Source organism: Streptomyces sp. NPDC002795 (assembly GCF_042888725.1).
GTDB lineage: Bacteria > Actinomycetota > Actinomycetes > Streptomycetales > Streptomycetaceae > Streptomyces.
On sequence record NZ_JBIAQB010000001.1, the window covers coordinates 215,074 to 228,059 of the forward strand.

Sequence of the window (12,986 nt, forward strand, 5' to 3'; positions counted from 1 at the left end):
CCCCGCGTGGACGGGGGGATCCTCGAACGGGACCTCGAACTGGATCGACTGGCCGACGCGGCAAGGGACGCCGCACGCGGGGCCGGTTCGATCACCCTCGTCCTCGGCGAGGCCGGGATCGGAAAGTCGTCCCTGGTCCGGGCGCTGCCCGCCGTACTGCCACCCTCCGCCCGCCTCCTCGTCGGGCACTGCGACGACCTGGCCACCGGCCGCCCGCTCGGCCCGCTGCGCGACCTCGTCGGCAGCGTGGGCGCCGATCTGGCCCGCGCCGTACGGGACGCCGGTGACCGGCACCGGATCTACGAGGCGCTGCACGCCGAGCTGGCCGGCGCCCCGCATCCCGCGGTACTCGTCGTGGAGGACGTGCACTGGGCGGACGAGGCCTCGCTGGACGCGCTGCGGTACCTGGTGCGCCGCATGGAGCGGCTGCCCGCCGTGCTCGTGCTCACCTACCGGGACGACGAGCTGGGGCGCGGACATCCGCTGCGCCAGCTGCTCGGCCAGGTGTCGGGCGCGGCCCGCGTGCACCGCCTGCCGCTGGCTCCGCTGTCGCGCCGGGCCGTGGGGAGCCTGTGCGCGCCGGCCGGGCTCGACGCGGCGCAGGTGTACGCGGTGACGTCGGGCAATCCGTTCTTCGTCGCCGAGGTCGTGGCGGCGGGCGGCACCGGCGTGGTGCCGCCGACGGTGGTGGACGCGGTGCACGCCCGGCTGCGCCGCCTCGACGACGCCTCGCGGGACGCGCTGGAGCAGCTGGCCGTGGTGCCATCGGCCGTGGAGCAGTCGCTCGTCGACGCGCTGCTGCCGGGCGGCTGCGGGGCGCTCGCGGCGGCCGAGCAGGGCGGGCTGCTCGTGGTGGCGCCCGACCGGGTGGCGTTCCGGCACGAGATCATCCGCCGCGCCGTGGCCGACTCGCTGCCCGCGGCGCGGCGCATCGCGCTCGACCGGGCGGTGCTCGCCGCGCTGGTGGCCGGGCCGGACGCCGACCGCTCCCGGATCGTGCACCACGCCGCGGCCGCCGGTGACCTCGACGCGGTGGCGCGGTACGGGCCGCGGGCCGCGCGTGACGCGGCGCGGGCGGGCGCGCACCGGGAGGCCGCGGCGCATCTGCGCCTCGTCCTGCGCCGGCGCGAGCGCTACGGGCCCGCCGAGCTGGCCGGTCTGCTGGAGAGTTACGCGGTCGAGAGCTACACCATCGGCGACTCGGACGCCGCCGTCACCGCGCAACGGGAGGCGGTGGAGCTGCGTCGCGGACTCGGCGAGCCGCGGGCGCTCGGCGCAGATCTGCGCTGGCTGTCGCGGATCCACTGGTGGGCGGGCGACGCGACGTCGGCGCAGGCCGCCGCGCGTGAAGCCCTAGCGGTGCTCGAACGGGCCGGTGACGACCGGCTGTTGGCGCTCGCCCTCAGCAATACGGCGCAGCTGCGGATGCTGTCGGACGCGTACGCCCAGGCCGTCGAGTACGGCGAGCGGGCCATCGCGCTGGCCCGCAGGGCGGGCGACCCTGCGATCCTCGCGCACGCGCTCAACAACGTCGGCTCGGCGCGCTGGCGGGACGGGGACCCGCTGGGGCAGCGGCAGTTGGAGGAGAGTCTGGCGGTGGCGCTCGACTCGGGGGAGGTGGAGCACGCGTGCCGCGCCTACGCCAACATCGTCTGGTCGCTCCTGGACGAGCTGCGGTTCACCGAGGCGGACCAACATCTCGCCCCCGCCATCGACCTCGCCGACCGCGCCGAGCACCTCGGTTTCCTGACCTACCTTCATGTCGAGCTGGCGCTGCGGAAGTTCGCGGCGGGCGACTGGGCGGAGGCCGAGCGGTACGCGCGGCTCGGCGCGGACGTCTTCCCGCCCGCGCGCTGCCCCGCCCTCACGGTGCTCGCCCGCGTTCGGGTGCGGCGCGGCGAGTCCGGCGGCGGCGAACTCCTCGACCAGGCGTGGCGGATCGCGGTCGGCACCGATGAGCTGCAGCGCCTCGGGCCGGTCGCGGCGGCCCGCGCGGAGGCCGCGTGGCTGCGGGGCGACCGGACGGGTGTGATCGCCGCCGCCGAGCGGGTGCACGAGCGGGCCCGCAGGCTCGCCGCACCGCAGCGCTACGAGCTCGGCTACTGGCTGGCGCGGGCGGGCAGGGCCGCGCCAGCCGACGGGGCGAGCCACCCCTACGCACTTCAGGCCGCGGGCCGGTGGGACAAGGCCGCCGAGCTGTGGCACACGGCCGGCTGCCCGTACGAGGAGGCGGCCGCGCTCGCCCAGAGCCCCGACCCGGCCGTCAAGCTGGGAGCGCTCGCCACGCTTGACGCGCTGGGCGCGGCGCCGCTCGCCCGCCTGATCCGCGCCGAGCTCCGCGACCTCGGCGTACGCCGCGTCCCCCGCGGCCCGTACGCGGCGGCGCGCGGCAATCCGGCGGGCCTGACCGACCGTCAACTCCAGGTGGTACGGCTCCTGATGGAAGGACTGACCAACGCGGAGATCGCCGCACGCCTCGTCGTCTCCGTCCGTACGGTCGACAACCACGTGCGCGCGGTCCTGGAGAAACTCGACGCGCCCACCCGGCGCCGGGCCGCCCAGCGGGCCGCGGAGATCGGGCTCACGGCGACGGGCGAAACGTAGGTACCCGCCCGCCCGAGGTGGGTGTCCCCCACGCATGCCCGTGCGCGCGGGGCGCCCGTAGAACGGGGCGGACGACACCCACTCGACACGGGGGACCGCATGACCATCACACCCGCACAGGCCGCGCGCCGCGAACTGACCGGATTCCAGGGGGAGTTGACCGGCCCCACGGACCCCGGGTACGAGGAGGCCCGCGCCGTCTACAACGCGATGATCGAACGGCGTCCCGCGCTCGTCGCGCGCTGCGCGGGCACGCGGGACGTGGCGAAGGTGATCGCCTTCGCCCGGCGCCACGAACTCCCGCTCGCGGTGCGCGGCGGCGGCCACCACGGCGCGGGCCTCGGCACCTGCGAGGCCGGCGTGGTCGCCGACCTGGCGCCCATGAACTCCGTCGAGGTCGACGCGGCCGCCCGCACCGTGAAGGTCGGCGGCGGCGCCACCTGGGGTCTGGTCGATACGGCGACGCACGAGCACGGCCTGGCCACACCCAGCGGCATCATCTCCACCACCGGCGTCGGCGGCCTCGCGCTCGGCGGCGGCCTCGGGCACCTCACCCGGGGCTACGGCCTGACCGTCGACAACATCCTGGCGGCGGACGTCGTCCTCGCCGACGGCACGGCCGTACGCGCGAACGCCGACACCAACACGGACCTGTACTGGGCGATCCGGGGCGGCGGCGGCAACTTCGGCGTCGTCACCTCCTTCACGTTCCGGCTGCACCAGGTGGGCACGGTGGTCGCCGGGCCGACGTTCTGGCCCGCCGAGCAGGGCGCCGAAGTCCTCGCCGCCTACCGGGAGTTCCTGCCCTCCGCGCCCCGCGACGTCAACGGCTTCTTCCTGTACGGGTCCGTGCCTCCGGCGCCGCCCTTCCCCGACGAGCTGCATCTGCGGAAGGTGTGCGGGGTCGTGTGGTGTCACACGTCCGGGGATCCGGAGGCGGCCGACCGGGCCATGGCGCCGCTCCTCGGCGACCTTCCCGCGCCGCTGCTGCACGCGGTCGCGCCGATGCCGCACCCCACGCTGCAGTCGATGTTCGACGGCCTGTACCCGCCGGGCGACCAGTGGTACTGGCGCGCCGACTTCGTCCGCGAGATCCCGGACGAGGCCGTGGAGCTGCACGCCAAGTTCGGGCCGCAGACGCCGTCCATGCAGTCGACGATGCACCTGTACCCGATCGACGGTGCCGCCCATGACCTCGGCCCGTCCGACACCGCGTTCAGCTACCGGGACGCGCGCTGGGCGAGTGTGTACGCGGGTGTCGACCCGGATCCGTCCCACGCCGATCTGCTGCGGCGCTGGACGGTCGACTACTTCGAGGCACTCCACCCGTACTCGGCGGGCGGCGCCTACGTGAACATGATGATGGACGAGGGGCAGGAGCGGGTGCGGGCGAGCTACCGCGGCAATTACGCCCGTCTGGCCCGCGTCAAGGCGGCCCTCGACCCGGACAACGTGTTCCAGGGCAACCAGAACATCCAGCCGGACCCGGCCGCACGGGACAACGTCCGACCCTAGAAGGACCGTGGCCCCATGACGCGCCGCCCGGCCTCCGGAAACGTAGCGTGGTCGCATGTGCTGGAGTGCGACGGCCGATCTGGTGGCGGGTGGCGCGGTCACCGCGGTGGGCGTCGGGTGTGTGGCGCGGGCGGTGCGTTCCCGGCCTCGGGCCGTGCCGCTCGCGGCCCTGCCGCTGCTGCTGGGGGCGCACCAGATCATCGAGGCGGTGATCTGGAACGACGGCGGTGGCAGCGGCCCCGCCGTCGTCGCGTGGGTGGTGATCGCACTGCCCCTGCTGCCGCTGTGGGTGCCTGCGGGTGTGTGGTGCGCTGTGACGCCGCATGCCCGCCGTCGGCTGCTCGTGCCGCTCGCGGCGGGTGTCGTGACGGCGGGGGTGCTCGGGTACGTCCTCGCGAGGAGCACGGTGACCGCCGAGGTCCGCGGACACACCATGGGCTATGCGATCGGCCTGCCAGAGGCGGGGTGGCTCCTGGCGGGCTATCTGCTGGCGACGGTCGGCTCGCTGCTGCTGTCGGGCGAGCGGGGCCTGGTCCTGCTCGGTGTGCTGGTGGCCCTCGCGGCGGCCGTGTGCACGGCGCTGTGGCGCTGGGAGTTCATCTCCACGTGGTGCGCCGCTGCCGCGCTCTGCTCGGTGGTCATCTACGGGTGGTTGCGGCCCTCTCCCGCCGTCAGCCGGTGATCGTCACGCACGGAAGGCCGACGCCGGCGCCGCCCCTGAAGCCACCTTGGTGTTCGCGGACCAGCCGTTGGTGGCCCACACACGGCGATGACGCAGCCGAGGGCGGCGACAGCCGCGGCGAGCGAGGAGAAAGTCTTCTTGTGTCCGCGCTTCGCGCGCATCAACGTCGGGCGCGACCAGGGGTTACGTCTCCTGCGTCCGGACGGTGAGCTCGCCGTCGCCCGCCTCGACCCGGATCCGGCCGCCCGCCGCGATCTCGCCGTCGAGCAGCATCCGGGAGAGCCGGTTGTCGACCTCGCGCTGGATGGTGCGGCGCAGCGGGCGCGCCCCGTACTCGGGCTGGTGGCCGCGCCGGGCCAGCCATTCGACGGCTTCGGGGGCGAACTCGATGGTGATGTCCTGGGCGTGCAGGCGGCGCCGGGTCTCGTCGAGGAGGAGGTCGGTGATGCCGGCCAGCTGTTCGGTGCTGAGCCGCCGGAAGATCACGATCTCGTCGACGCGGTTGAGGAACTCCGGGCGGAAGTGTTCCCGCAGCGGGCGCAGGACCTGTTCGCGGCGCGCGGCCTCGTCGGCTTCGGTGCCGTCGACGCGGAAGCCCAGCGCGGCGCCGCGTCCGGCGATGGCCTCGGAGCCGAGGTTGCTGGTCATCACGATGACCGTGTTGGTGAAGTTCACCGTGCGGCCCTGTGCGTCGGTGAGGCGGCCGTCGTCGAGGACCTGGAGCAGCGTGTGGAAGACATCGGGGTGCGCCTTCTCCACCTCGTCGAGCAGGACCAGCGAGTACGGGTGCCGGCGCACGGCCTCGGTGAGCTGCCCCGCCTCCTCGTGGCCGACGTATCCGGGCGGCGCGCCCACCAGGCGGGAGACGGTGTGCCGCTCCTGGAACTCGCTCATGTCGAGCCGGACCATGCGTTCCTGGCTGCCGAAGAGTGCCTCGGCGAGGGCGCGGGCCAGTTCGGTCTTGCCGACGCCCGTGGGGCCGAGGAACAGGAAGCTGCCGATGGGCCGGTCGGGGCTGGCGAGCCCGGCGCGGGATCGCAGGACCGCCTCGGCGACGGCGGTGACGGCCTCGTCCTGGCCGATGACCCGCTCGTGGAGATGCTGTTCGAGGCCGAGGAGGCGCTCCTTCTCCTCCTTGGTGAGGCTGCTGACGGGGATGCCGGTCTGCCGGGACACGATCTCGGCGATGTCCTCGGCGGACACCTCGACGATGTGCCCGTCGCCGGGGTCGGGTTCGCGGGCCCCCTCGATCCGGCTCGTCAACTCGCCGATGCGGTCGCGCAGTTCGGTGGCCCGCTCGTACTCCTCGGCGGCCACCGCCTCGTCCTTGTCGCGGGTGAGGTCGTCGACCTGGCGTTCCAGGGCGCGTACGTCGGTGGTCTTGGTGCGGTCGCGCAGCCGGACGCGGGCGCCCGCCTGGTCCATCAGGTCGATGGCCTTGTCCGGCAGGAAGCGGTCGGTGAGGTAGCGGCCGGAGAGGTCGACGGCGGCGAGCAACGCCTCGTCGGCGTACCGGACTTGGTGGTGCGCCTCGTAGCGGTCGCGCAGTCCGCGCAGGATCTCCACGGCGTCGGCCGTCGACGGTTCGGGCACGAGGATCGGCTGGAAGCGGCGGGCGAGCGCGGCGTCCTTCTCGATGTGCCGCCGGTACTCCTCCAGGGTGGTGGCGCCGATGACGTGCAACTCGCCGCGTGCCAGGGCGGGTTTGAGCATGTTGCCCGCGTCCATCGAGCCGCCTTCGGAGCCGCCGCTCGCGCCCGCGCCGACGACGGTGTGCAACTCGTCGATGAACACGATGAGTTCGTCCGGGCGGGCGCGTACTTCGTCGATGATGTCGCCCAGACGTTCCTCGAAGTCGCCGCGGTAGCGCGTGCCCGCGACGACGCCCGACAGGTCGAGCGAGACGAGGCGGCGTCCGCAGAGTGTCTCGGGTACGTCGCCGTCGGCGATGCGCTGCGCGAGGCCCTCGACGATCGCGGTCTTGCCGACGCCCGCGTCGCCGATGAGCACGGGGTTGTTCTTGCCCCTGCGGGAGAGCACCTCTACGGTCTGCTCGATCTCCTCGTCGCGGCCGATGACCGGGTCGAGGAGGCCCTGGCGTGCCCGGTCGGTGAGGTCCTCACCGAAGCGGTCCAGGTTGGGGGTGGCGGTCGTGGCCTTCCCCTGCTGGCCGCCTGGCCGGGTTTCAGCGGATCCGGGCGGCGGGGGCTGCGGCGCCGGGTCGGGGGTGAAGCGGGCCTGGTTGAGGAGGTGTCCCGCCGCCGAGTCCGGGTTGGCCGCGAGCGCGATCACGATGTGGTCGGGGCCGATGTAGGCGACGCCCGACTCGCGCGCGATGACATGTGCGTCGAGCAGGGCCCGCTTGACCGCGGGGGTCACGGAGAGGGACTGCGGGGTGCGGTTCGGCTCACCGCTGCCCGCGTGCCGGTCGATCTCCCCCGCCAGCCGGTCGGGATCGGCGCCGGCCCGTGTCACGAGGCTGCGGGTGGGTTCGAGGGAGAGCGCCGCCCACAGCAGGTGCCCGGTGTCGAGGTCGCCCCGGCCGTGTTCGGTGGCGTAGTTCGCGGCCGTGGCGACGAGGTGGCGGGCGGGGCCGCTCATCAGCCTGCCGATGTCGATCTGCCGTCGGCCACCGCCGAGGAACCGCGAGAAGAAGTCGCCGAAAGGGTCCTGTCCGTGGCCGTCCGGCCCGGTGAATCCGCTGCTCATAGCCCATCCGTCCCGGCGCGCACCGTCCGCGTGCGACAGCGCTGCCTCGTCGACGTCCGTCCGGACTGCGCGTAGCCCGCTGTGGCGTGGTTAAACGTGGTGGGCCGCACGGGGCGCCTGCGTCAGGCGGTGATCGTCCGTCCTGGTCGCGCGGCCGGTTCCTGGCGGGGACGTTGAACGGACGACGAACAGTTGGCGAAGCCCGGCGCCCGGGCCTCCGCGCGGCCCGACGGGTCCGTACCGTCGCCGCATGGGATGGCTCGAGATCACCCTCACCACCGCGGGGCTGCTGATCGGCGCGGTCTCCGTCGCCACGCCGTTCGCCTCCGACCGCAGGGCGCGGCGCAGCAAGCGCGTCGGGTTCCGCAAGCAGATGGACATCGCGATAGGGCACAACGGCCCGGCCGACGACGGCGATCCGCGCTTCGGGCTCTTCAACGACCTGCCCGGGATGCGCGATGCAACGCTGGTGCTGCTGCGGATCGAGAACGACGGCTCGCGGCACGTCGAGGCGTCCGACTACATCGACGCGAACCACGGGCTCACCGCCGAGTTCCCCGGCCGCAGCATCCAGGCCCTCGATGTCACGCTGACCGACGAACACGCCAGTCTGTGGAGCCACTTCGAGGGCGACCCGGGCCTGGTCGTCGCGGCGCCCGGCACGCTGCGCATCCCCAAGGTCCCCCTGAAGCCGGGCGCGTACTACAAGATCCTGGTGCTGCTCACCGGCGGCAGCGAAGGGGACAAGGTCACCGTCGCCGGTGACATCAAGGACGGCAAGCTGCACGAGAACCACAGCCTCACGCCGGACGAGAAGCCGCCGGTGTTCAGCAGCCGGGCCCGCTGGACCACCGTCACGCTCGGCGTCGCACTGATCGCGGCGGCGACCCTGCCGCTGCTCGCGCCGGAGCCGCTGCCGGACGACTGCGAGACGGGCAGGCTGCGACTGACCGGGTCCACGGCGTTCGCCCCGGTGATGAGGGAGCTGGCGCAGAAGTACCGCGATCACTGCGGGGACGAGCCGCACATCACGGTCGCGGCGCGCGGCAGTCGCACCGGTGTGCGTGAACTCGCCTTGTCCGGCGAGGAGTCGGGCAGTACGGCGGGCGTCATGGCGTTCTCCGACGGGCCCCGCCCCGCCGGTTACACACGGCTCAGCGAGAGCCGTATCGCGGTGTCCCTGTTCACGCTCGTCGCGCACGACGGCGTCCGTCTCAGGAACCTGTCCGTTGCCGATGTACGGCGCGTCTACCGGGGCGAGGTCCGCAACTGGTCGCAGCTGGGCGGGCCCGATCTGCCGCTCGTCCTCGTCAGCCGTACCTCGGGCTCGGGCACCCGGTCCGCGCTCACGGCGCGGGTGCTCGCGGGCGCCGACGAGCCGCCCGCCTCCTCTGACGACTGCGTGAACCGCACGGCCCGCACCGCCGCCGACGTACTGCGGTGCGAGCTGGACTCCACGGAGCAGGTGCTCGACACGGTGGCGCACACCCCCGGCGCCCTCGGCTACAGCGAGCTGCGCGCCGCGTCGCCTCCGGACGCGCCGAAGGGCCTGCACCGTCTCACGCTCGACGGACACACCCCGGACCCGGACCGGCTCGACGCGGGCGGCTATCCGTACCGCGAGATCGAGTACGCGTACACCTATGGCCGCCCGCCGGCGGACTCGCTGGCCTCCAGCTTCCTCTCCTACGCCGTCGACAACGGCACGGGCAAGGGTGTCGTCGCCACGCACGGTCACCTTCCGTGCGGGACGCCGGTGGGCCTGCGGGTGTGCGGCAAGGACGACTGACGCGCACCGCACGCGCACCCGCCCTCCGCGGACGACATCCACACCCCATCGAACGTACAATTTGTGGGTATTTCGGACGCGCACGGACGCACACGGATGTGCACGGACGTGCGGCGCGCCCGGGAAGGCGAGGTGGCGTCATGGCCGGACCGACCCCGAGCCGGTTGCACCGGGCCGCGCGGGCGCCCGTCGCCGCGGCGTTCGTGTGCGCGACCCTGCTCTCCGCGGGACCCGCCATGGCCGACGACGGCGACGCCGAGGACAAGAGCGCGCAAGAGCTGGCGGACGCCGCGAAGAAGGAACTCCTGGACGCGAAGTCCCTTCATCTGAAGGTGAAGAACAGCGCGGAGGACCGGGACACCCGCAAACCGGCACTGGTCGATCTGCGCCTCGACGAGAACGGGAACTGCACGGGCGAGCTGCGCATGGGCACCGGCGGCGCCAAGGGCGGCAGCGTCGACCTCGTCAAGCGCGGCGACGAGGTGTGGATCAAGCCGGACGCCACGTTCTGGAAGACCCAACTCCCGGGCCGCAGCGGCGACTTGGCCGCCGAGCTGATCGGCGACCGCTATGTGCACGGCACCACCGACGACCCGATGCTCGACGGGCTGGCCGGCACCTGCGACCTCGACTCGTTCCGCGATCGCCTCAAGGACGGTTCGGACCGTGCCACCAAGGACGAGCTCGCGAAGGGCGACCAGAAGAAGGTCGCGGGCACCGAGGTCGTGCCGCTGACCTCCGCCGGCACCAAGGAACGCATCACCCTCTACGCCACCGCCGACGCGCCGCACCGGCTGGTGCGGGCCACCGAGAAGGGCTCCGACGAGTCCCTGTCGATGACGCTGACCGACTACGGCAAGCCGGTACCGAAGAAGACACCGTCCGCGGAGGACTCGATCGATGTCTCGGACCTGCGCGGCACCGGCCCGTCACAGGCGCCGCACGCCGCCTGATTCCCCGTAGCGGTCACGATTCCTTCGGGTAGCGGACGAAGAGGATTCCCTGGACGTCACCGTCCGGCGCGCCGTAGATGTGCGGGGCGTCCGCGGCCCACTGGGCGTGGCCGCCGGGTCCGGCGGTCGTGGGTGCGTCCGGCGGGCCGACGACGGCCGTCCCGGAGAGCACCATCAGGCTCTCCGTGGTGCGCGGGACGTGCGCCGCGGACTCCTGGGTCGCGCCCTCGGCGATGGTGACGCGGAAGACGTCGGTGGCCGCGTCCGCGTCCTCGTACCGCTCGATCAGTACGGCGGTGACCGCGCTCCCGGAGACACCGGGCGCGCCCGCAGCGGTGCCGGGCGGGTCGTCGAGGACGGCGCTGAGCGGGCGGCCGAGCGCGGTGGTCAGGGCGTAGAGGGTTTCGAGGGTGGGATTGCGGCGGCCGGTCTCCAGCTCGGAGAGTGTGCCTTTGCCGACACTTGAGCGGCGCGCGAGTTCGGACAGGGACAGGCCGCTGTCCTCGCGCAGCCGCTTCAGCCTGCGCCCCACTTCGTCACCAAGCCCCATCGCCCGGCCCCCTCCCGCACCTCTCGGCGCGTGTTGACGTGTCGCCATTCACGTCCTTAGTGTTCCACAAACAGAACGTTCTGTTCATGGAACGCCGCGTTGAACGCTTCGTTCGCTCACACCATCCTGCCTTCGGAAGTGACACCCGCATGTCCTCGCTCGCCCGCATACGCGCCCTCGCACCGCCCTCGGCGGTGGCGGCGGGGCTCATCGCGACCACCGTCGGCGTGACCAGCGCGGCCGCCATCGTGTTCACCGCGGCCCGCACCGCGGGCGCGGACGCGCGGGAGGTGTCGTCGTGGATGCTGGCGCTCGGCGTCGGCATCGCCGTGACCACCGTGGGCCTGTCGCTGCGCAACAAGGCGCCCGTACTCACCTCCTGGTCGACGCCGGGCGCCGCGCTCCTCGCCACGAGCCTGAGCGGGGTGTCCATGGAGAAGGCCGTGGGCGCGTTCGTGTTCAGTGCCCTGCTGACCGTGGTGAGCGGTCTGACGGGATGGTTCGCGAGGCTCATGGACCGGATCCCGGTGCCGCTCGCCTCCGCGCTGCTCGCGGGTGTGCTCCTGGACTTCGGGACGGGGCTCTTCACGCAGATGGGCGGGCACTTCGGGATCGCGTTCCCGGTGTTCGCGCTGTACCTCCTCGCCCGTCGGCTGCTGCCGCGCTACGCCGTGGTGGTCGCGCTCGCCGGCGGCGTCGTGGCCTCCGTCCTCGCCGGTGGCTGGCACCTGGAGCGGGTGCGACTGTCGCTCGCGCAGCCGGTGTTCACGACTCCGGAGCTCGACTGGAAGGTACTCATCAGCGTCGGTGTGCCGCTGTTCGTGGTCACCATGGCCTCGCAGAATCTGCCGGGTGTCGCCGTGCTGCGCACGTCCGGGTACGAGGTGCCGATCTCGCCCGTCCTGACCTGGACCGGTGTCGCGCAGGCGGTGCTCGCCCCGTTCGGCGCGTTCGGCCTCAACCTCGCGGCGCTGACCGCCGCGATCTGCACCGGCGAGGAGGCACACCCCGACCGCGAGCGGCGTTATCTCGCGGCCGTGTGGGCGGGTGTCTTCTACCTGTTCGTCGGCCTGCTCGGCGCGACGGTGGCCTCGCTGCTCGGCGCGATGCCGCACGCGCTGGTCCTGTCGGTCGCCGGGGTGGGCATGCTCGCCACGATCGAGTCCGCGCTGGCCGGCGCCCTGTCCGACCCCCGGTCCAGGGAGGCGGCCGTCGTCACCTTCCTCGCGACGGCCTCCGGTGTGACGCTGCTGGGCATCGGGTCCGCGTTCTGGGGGCTGCTCGCGGGAGTGCTCACTACTGTCGTCGCGTCGGTGGCGCGGCGCCGCCCCACCCCGTCGGCGCCCGCCGCCCAGCCGGTCACGGCATCGTCGCGCACACCCGAGCGAACCTCCGTGTGACCTCCGACCACGCCGCGACGGCCGCGCCCTCATCGGCCACCGCCGCGGCGTGCAACCGGTCCCGGTCGAAGCCCTGCCGGGCGAGATGCGCGGGGTCCCATCCGGCGATCCGCGCGGCCCCGGCCTCCGGGTGGAACTGCACACCCCAGGCCCGCTCCCCCACCCGGAACGCCTGGTGCGGGCAGGCCCCGGTGGACGCCAACCAGGCGGCGCCCGGCGGCAGTTCGGTGATCTGGTCTACGTGCCGCTCGATCGCGGGAACCGTGGCGCCGAGCCCGTGCAGCAGCGGATCCTCGGCGGCCTCGGGCCGCAGCCGGATCCGCGTGCTGCCGTACTCGGGCCGCCCGTGATTCCCCCGCACTCGGCCGCCCGCCACGTGTGCGAGCAGCTGGCCGCCGAGGCAGATGCCGAGGACGGGCGTGCCACCGTCGAGGGCCTGCGCGACGAGGCGGCGGGTGGCGGGCAGCCAGGGCGCGCGCTCGTCGTCGTCCGGCAGGAAACCGCCGCCCAGCACCAGCAACGGCCTGCCGTCGAGTGTCTCGGGCAGCGCCTGACCCTCGTACGGACGCAGTACCTCCAGCGCGAGACCCGCCTCGCGCAGCCAGTCGCCGACCCGGGCGGGGCCGCCGCTCCTGGTGTTCTGCACGACCAGGACGGGGGCCTCCCCGTGGTCAACTCCCTCGGCACTCATACGTGTTCGCCTCGTTCCGTACGTCGACCGGGATCGAGCCCGGTGTCCGATCCCGGTGTTCAAGCCCGGTATTGATCAACGCAGCAGACCAGC

General features: G+C 73.3%; 9 protein-coding genes. 6 read left to right on the forward strand and 3 right to left on the reverse strand.

The window, feature by feature from the left end:
• Positions 1 to 6 precede the first annotated feature (6 nt).
• The 3 genes from ACFYWS_RS00880 (at position 7) to ACFYWS_RS00890 (ending at position 4,801) form a co-directional block, all read left to right on the forward strand.
• Positions 7 to 2,604: an ATP-binding protein gene (locus ACFYWS_RS00880; protein ID WP_389268059.1), complete on the forward strand. Its 2,598-nt coding sequence runs from the start codon at positions 7 to 9 to the stop codon at positions 2,602 to 2,604.
• Between the two features lie 99 nt (positions 2,605 to 2,703).
• Entirely contained in the window at positions 2,704 to 4,119 is a 1,416-nt protein-coding gene (locus ACFYWS_RS00885; RefSeq protein ID WP_389268061.1) for an FAD-binding oxidoreductase, read from the forward strand.
• A gap of 55 nt (positions 4,120 to 4,174) precedes the next feature.
• Complete coding sequence (locus ACFYWS_RS00890; protein ID WP_389268063.1) at positions 4,175 to 4,801, forward strand: DUF6629 family protein; 627 nt, start codon at positions 4,175 to 4,177, stop codon at positions 4,799 to 4,801.
• Positions 4,802 to 4,984: 183 nt separating this feature from the next.
• Here the strand turns inward: ACFYWS_RS00890 and ACFYWS_RS00895 are convergent, their stop codons facing one another.
• Positions 4,985 to 7,510: an ATP-dependent Clp protease ATP-binding subunit gene (locus ACFYWS_RS00895; protein ID WP_389268064.1), complete on the reverse strand. Its 2,526-nt coding sequence runs from the start codon at positions 7,508 to 7,510 to the stop codon at positions 4,985 to 4,987.
• Positions 7,511 to 7,760: 250 nt separating this feature from the next.
• Here ACFYWS_RS00895 and ACFYWS_RS00900 point away from each other — a divergent pair, with 250 nt between their 5' ends.
• Together ACFYWS_RS00900 and ACFYWS_RS00905 are read left to right on the forward strand one after the other, a co-directional pair.
• Positions 7,761 to 9,299, forward strand: a complete 1,539-nt coding sequence (locus ACFYWS_RS00900) for a PstS family phosphate ABC transporter substrate-binding protein (protein WP_389268066.1) — start codon at positions 7,761 to 7,763, stop codon at positions 9,297 to 9,299.
• 140 nt (positions 9,300 to 9,439) lie between these two features.
• Positions 9,440 to 10,252, forward strand: coding sequence for a hypothetical protein (locus ACFYWS_RS00905; RefSeq protein WP_389268068.1), 813 nt, complete (start codon positions 9,440 to 9,442; stop codon positions 10,250 to 10,252).
• 13 nt (positions 10,253 to 10,265) lie between these two features.
• Here ACFYWS_RS00905 and ACFYWS_RS00910 read toward each other — a convergent pair whose 3' ends face one another.
• A complete protein-coding gene (locus tag ACFYWS_RS00910) occupies positions 10,266 to 10,802 on the reverse strand; it encodes a helix-turn-helix domain-containing protein (RefSeq protein ID WP_389268070.1) in 537 nt (178 codons plus the stop codon).
• A 149-nt stretch (positions 10,803 to 10,951) separates the two neighbouring features.
• On the opposite strand from ACFYWS_RS00910, the gene ACFYWS_RS00915 reads away from it, so the two are divergent.
• A complete protein-coding gene (locus tag ACFYWS_RS00915) occupies positions 10,952 to 12,202 on the forward strand; it encodes a benzoate/H(+) symporter BenE family transporter (protein WP_389268072.1) in 1,251 nt (416 codons plus the stop codon).
• On the opposite strand, the gene ACFYWS_RS00920 is transcribed toward ACFYWS_RS00915, so the two are convergent.
• The gene (locus ACFYWS_RS00920) at positions 12,162 to 12,893 is read right to left on the reverse strand and encodes a type 1 glutamine amidotransferase (RefSeq protein ID WP_389268074.1); all 732 of its coding nucleotides are present in this window, start codon (positions 12,891 to 12,893) and stop codon (positions 12,162 to 12,164) included. The two genes, ACFYWS_RS00915 and ACFYWS_RS00920, sit on opposite strands and share 41 nt — an antisense overlap.
• Between the last annotated feature and the right edge of the window lie 93 nt (positions 12,894 to 12,986).

Excerpts from the sequence above, each read along its gene's own strand:
- ACFYWS_RS00885 (WP_389268061.1), top strand. The coding sequence starts at position 2,704 with ATGACCATCACACCCGCACAGGCCGCGCGCCGCGAACTGACCGGATTC.
- ACFYWS_RS00890 (WP_389268063.1), top strand. The coding sequence starts at position 4,175 with ATGTGCTGGAGTGCGACGGCCGATCTGGTGGCGGGTGGCGCGGTCACC.
- ACFYWS_RS00895 (WP_389268064.1), bottom strand. The coding sequence starts at position 7,510 with ATGAGCAGCGGATTCACCGGGCCGGACGGCCACGGACAGGACCCTTTC.
- ACFYWS_RS00900 (WP_389268066.1), top strand. The coding sequence starts at position 7,761 with ATGGGATGGCTCGAGATCACCCTCACCACCGCGGGGCTGCTGATCGGC.
- ACFYWS_RS00905 (WP_389268068.1), top strand. The coding sequence starts at position 9,440 with ATGGCCGGACCGACCCCGAGCCGGTTGCACCGGGCCGCGCGGGCGCCC.
- ACFYWS_RS00910 (WP_389268070.1), bottom strand. The coding sequence starts at position 10,802 with ATGGGGCTTGGTGACGAAGTGGGGCGCAGGCTGAAGCGGCTGCGCGAG.
- ACFYWS_RS00915 (WP_389268072.1), top strand. The coding sequence starts at position 10,952 with ATGTCCTCGCTCGCCCGCATACGCGCCCTCGCACCGCCCTCGGCGGTG.
- ACFYWS_RS00920 (WP_389268074.1), bottom strand. The coding sequence starts at position 12,893 with ATGAGTGCCGAGGGAGTTGACCACGGGGAGGCCCCCGTCCTGGTCGTG.